At 64.1% G+C, this 237-nt stretch carries 1 pseudogene; it reads left to right on the top strand.

Going from position 1 to position 237, the window contains the following annotated elements:
• Positions 1-237, top strand: a pseudogene (locus OH705_RS28700) (hypothetical protein); the annotation flags it as partial.

The following is a 237-nucleotide window of genomic DNA, read 5'->3' as shown; positions in this document are numbered from 1 at the left end:
AGCTACCAATCAAAGAGACGACGGTCGAAGACTGGTTGGCGCTGGACGCCGAGCAGCGCCTCCAGTGGTTAGACCGCGCAGACCTGCGCACCAGCGCGGCCTTGCTGCTGCTCGAACAGGCAGGGCTACGGCGCCAGCTGCTGCTGGCCCAGGATGAGGTCAAGCAACGCAACCTGAACGGGCGGGCGCTCAAGGACGGCAGCTTCGACAAACCCAACGAAACCTTGCAGGCGATGC

Source organism: Pseudomonas sp. BJa3, from assembly GCF_026343815.1.
In the GTDB taxonomy this organism is placed as follows: domain Bacteria; phylum Pseudomonadota; class Gammaproteobacteria; order Pseudomonadales; family Pseudomonadaceae; genus Aquipseudomonas; species Aquipseudomonas soli.
Note: the sequence above shows the minus strand (reverse complement) of the source record. Positions and strands in the feature narration are given on the sequence as shown.